The sequence below is a fragment of the Streptomyces synnematoformans genome (genome assembly GCF_039531005.1).
In the GTDB taxonomy this organism is placed as follows: domain Bacteria; phylum Actinomycetota; class Actinomycetes; order Streptomycetales; family Streptomycetaceae; genus Streptomyces; species Streptomyces synnematoformans.
In genome coordinates this window covers 7,328-11,139 of the sequence record NZ_BAAAPF010000238.1, presented here as the reverse complement: position 1 = coordinate 11,139, position 3,812 = coordinate 7,328, and the positions used below count along the sequence as shown (strand labels likewise).

The 3,812-nt window shown below is 75.2% G+C and carries 3 protein-coding genes; 1 reads left to right on the top strand and 2 read right to left on the bottom strand.

Going from position 1 to position 3,812, the window contains the following annotated elements; translation table 11 throughout:
- A partial coding sequence (locus ABD317_RS26980) for a PAS domain-containing protein (RefSeq protein ID WP_344292849.1) occupies nt 1-1,189 on the bottom strand: 1,189 nt, incomplete at its 3' end.
- 451 nt (nt 1,190-1,640) lie between these two features.
- Nucleotides 1,641-2,330 carry a pyridoxamine 5'-phosphate oxidase gene (gene pdxH, locus ABD317_RS26975; RefSeq protein ID WP_425582448.1) on the bottom strand — a complete coding sequence of 230 codons (690 nt, stop codon included), beginning with the start codon at nt 2,328-2,330 and terminating at the stop codon, nt 1,641-1,643.
- A 323-nt stretch (nt 2,331-2,653) separates the two neighbouring features.
- On the opposite strand from pdxH, the gene ABD317_RS26970 reads away from it, so the two are divergent.
- A complete protein-coding gene (locus tag ABD317_RS26970) occupies nt 2,654-3,760 on the top strand; it encodes a citrate synthase 2 (RefSeq protein ID WP_344292847.1) in 1,107 nt (368 codons plus the stop codon).
- Nucleotides 3,761-3,812: the final 52 nt, after the last annotated feature.

Below are 3,812 nucleotides of genomic sequence, written 5' to 3'. Positions count from 1 at the left end.
ACCCCTCCGAGCCACCGGAGCCGGGCGGCGCGCCGCGGTCGGCGGGGGCGGCGGGGGCGGCGGCCAGGTCGACCAGCGCGTGGTCGGCGAAGCCGGCGAGCGCGAAGTCCAGGTAGACGGTCGCCGCCTCCATCGGGTCCTCGCACTCGGCCGCCGCGTGCGAGGCGCGGTGCAGCTGGTGGTCGCGGAAGCGCAGCACGGAGGCGGCGTCCTCGGCGAGCCTGGCCTCGGTGACGTCCTGGAAGAGCCACCCGACGCCCAGCGGCACCGGGTGCTCGGCGAGCGGCGACGCGAGCCGTACGAACGCGCCGCGCAGGCACCTGCGCCGCATCGCCGGATCCCCGCCGGTCTCGCCGCGCACCGTGACCCACACGTCGGCGGGGACCGCGGTGCTGCCCTGCGCCAGCACGTGCTGGAGCGCGCTCTCGACCTCCTCCACGCCCTGTTCCAGCAGCTCGCCGAAGGGGCGCCCGAGCAGCGCCGAGCGCCGGGCGCGCAGCACGCGCGCCGCCTGGCCGTTGGCCAGCGCCGGCCGCAGGTCGGCGTCCACGAGGAGCACGCCCCAGGCGGCGTCCTCGCACAGGGCCTCGCTGAAGGCGATGGACCGCTCCAGGTCCAGCTGCGCGTGGACCTCGCTGAACGCACAGTAGACCCCGACCGCGGCTCCGCCGGCCGGCTCCCCCGGCCCGTCCGGATCCTCCGCGCTGCCCCCGCCGTCCGCGGCGCCGCCCCTGCGCACCGCGGAGGTCTGGGTGCGTACGAGCACCCGGCCGCCGTCCTTGCGCAGCAGCGCGAACTCCTGCACCTGCCGCCCCGGCGCGTCCATCGCCCCCAGCAGCCGCGCCTCCACCTCGGCGGCGTCCTCCGCGCGGGCCGCCCAGCCGGCCAGCCCGCGGCGGCCGACGACCTCCGCGGCGGTCCAGCCGAGCAGCCGCTCGGCCTCGCGGTTCCAGTGGGTGACGACGCCGTCGGCGTCGAAGGCGCACAGCGCGGCGTCCATGCCGTCGAGCAGCGCCACCAGCAGGTCGGGCGCCGCGGCGCGGCGGCCCGGGGGCGGCGCGTCCCCGGCCGTCGCGTCCGGCGCCGCGGGCGGGGGCCCGGCGGCGGCTCCTCCCTTGTCCGGAGCGTCCGCGGCCTGTTCGCCGGAGGCGTTCCTGCGGTCCCGGTTGGTACGCCGGGTCGCGCTCATCAGGCACCCCCTGCTCGCCGCGGCGTCGTGTGCGTGGTGTGGTGCACCCGGATCATTCAACTGGAACGTGACGCAGCACACACCCCGTTCCGTCGAAATCGTTGCGAGGCAGAAATCAGTTGAGGGGCCCGCGGGGCCGTGCCTAGTGTGGGAGGTACACGAGAAGGGAGGTGGTTCGGCAGATGATGAAGTACCGGACGCGTGAGGTGGCTGCGGGCTAGTGGTCCGCCGTCGCGCTTGAGCGCAATGCCGGACCGGGGCGCCTAGGACGCGCCCAGCCGGCCCTTATCCCAAGCAGTTCACCCGACCCGCGGTCCGCCGGTACGTCCGACCGGCTCCCCTGAAGGGGAATGGGCCGCGGGTCGCCCCTTTGTGCCCGCCGGGCCACCGCCACCGCCCCCGGCCTCGGCCGTACGACGACATGGGGTCAGACCCGTACGAGGGCACGCCCCTACGGGCAGAGGCGCTCCACCGTCCAGCCGCCGCCGGCCGCCCCCTCCGTGCGCACGTACCTCAGGCGGTCGTGGAGGCGGTTCTCGCGACCCTGCCAGAACTCGACCGTCCGCGGCCTGACCCGGAAGCCGCCCCACTCCGGCGGCACCGGCACCTGCTCGCCCTCCGGATAGCGGTCCGCCAGCTCCGCGTACATCCGGTCCAGTTCCGCCCGCGACGCCACCGCCGACGACTGCTCGCTCGCCCACGCGCCCAGCTGCGAGCCGTGCGGCCGGGTGCGGAAGTACGCGACGGTCTCGTCCCGGCCGGTACGCTCCGCCGTCCCCGCGACGATCACCTGGCGGGCGACGGGGTGCCAGGGGAAGAGCAGCGACACGTGCGGGTTGGCGGCCAGCTCCCGGCCCTTGCGCGAACCGTAGTTGGTGTAGAAGACGAACCCCCGTTCGTCCACGTGCTTCAGCAGCACGGTGCGGGAGCTGGGCCGGCCCTCCGCGTCGGCGGTGGAGACGACCATCGCGTTGGGCTCGTGCAGTCCGCTCTCCGCGGCCTGCCGGAACCAGCGGCCGAACTGCTCGAAGGGGTCGGCGGCGAGCGAGTCCTCCGGGAGTCCCGCGGCGCGGTAGTGCGCGCGCATGGCGGCAGGGTCGAGGGAGTCTTCGGTGTCAACGTCAACGTGTCGCACCCGCATATCTTGCAGTATGAGCGGCTGCCGCGGGGCGGGAGTCTGCCCGCTCGACGCACCCCGTAACCCTCCGGACCGGGATCCGTGGAGTGTGCCCCATCTCACGCCCGGCCGCATGTGCCTGACCCGACAGAATCGGTCGTTCCACCACTGTGGAAAGCCCACACCCACGACTATGGTGGCCCGGAACGCACGGCCCCGGACCGCGAGCGATGGCGCCGCGGAGCCTCGCCGGCGCACCCCCCGCACCGCACCCGCCCCGGGGCTGACCCGCCCGCCGCTGCACACCCCCGCCGCAGCGCACCGCAACCCAGTGAGGGAGCCGCCTGATGTCCGACTTCGTACCCGGGCTTGAGGGAGTAGTCGCCTTCGAGACGGAGATCGCCGAGCCCGACAAGGAGGGCGGCGCGCTCCGCTATCGCGGTGTGGACATCGAGGACCTGGTGGGCCACGTGTCGTTCGGCAACGTCTGGGGTCTTCTGGTCGACGGCGCGTTCAAACCCGGGCTGCCGCCCGCGGAGCCCTTCCCCATCCCCGTGCACTCCGGCGACATCCGCGTGGACGTGCAGTCCGCGCTCGCGATGCTCGCGCCGGTCTGGGGGCTGCGCCCGCTGCTCGACATCGACGAGGCGCGCGCCCGCGAGGACCTGGCGCGGGCGGCCGTCATGGCGCTGTCGTACGTCGCGCAGTCCGCCCGCGGGCAGGGGCTGCCGATGGTGCCGCAGCGCGAGATCGACAAGGCGCGCTCGGTCGTCGAGCGGTTCATGATCCGCTGGCGCGGCGAGCCCGACCCCAAGCACGTCGCCGCCGTCGACGCCTACTGGACCTCCGCCGCCGAGCACGGCATGAACGCCTCCACCTTCACCGCCCGCGTCATCGCCTCGACCGGCGCCGACGTCGCCGCGGCGCTGTCCGGCGCGGTGGGCGCCATGTCCGGGCCGCTGCACGGGGGCGCGCCGTCGCGGGTGCTCGGCATGATCGAGGAGATCGAGCGCACCGGCGACGCCGAGAGCTACGTGAAGCGGGCGCTGGACGACGGCGAGCGGCTGATGGGCTTCGGCCACCGGGTGTACCGGGCGGAGGACCCGCGGGCGCGGGTGCTGCGGCGGACGGCGAAGCAGCTGGGCGCGCCGCGGTACGAGGTCGCCGAGGCGCTGGAGAAGGCGGCGCTGGCGGAGCTGCGGGCGCGGCGGCCGGACCGGGTGCTGGAGACGAACGTCGAGTTCTGGGCGGCGATCGTGCTGGACTTCGCGGAGGTTCCGGCGCACATGTTCACGTCGATGTTCACGTGCGCGCGGACGGCGGGGTGGTCGGCGCACATCCTGGAGCAGAAGCGGACGGGGCGGCTGGTGCGGCCGTCGGCGCGGTACGTGGGCCCGGGGTCGCGGTCGCCGCAGGAGGTCGAGGGCCACGCGGAGGCGGGCGGCGCGGGCTGAGTCCTCGCGGGGCGGCGTGGCGGCAGGGCGCGGCTGGCGGCGGACCCGGGGC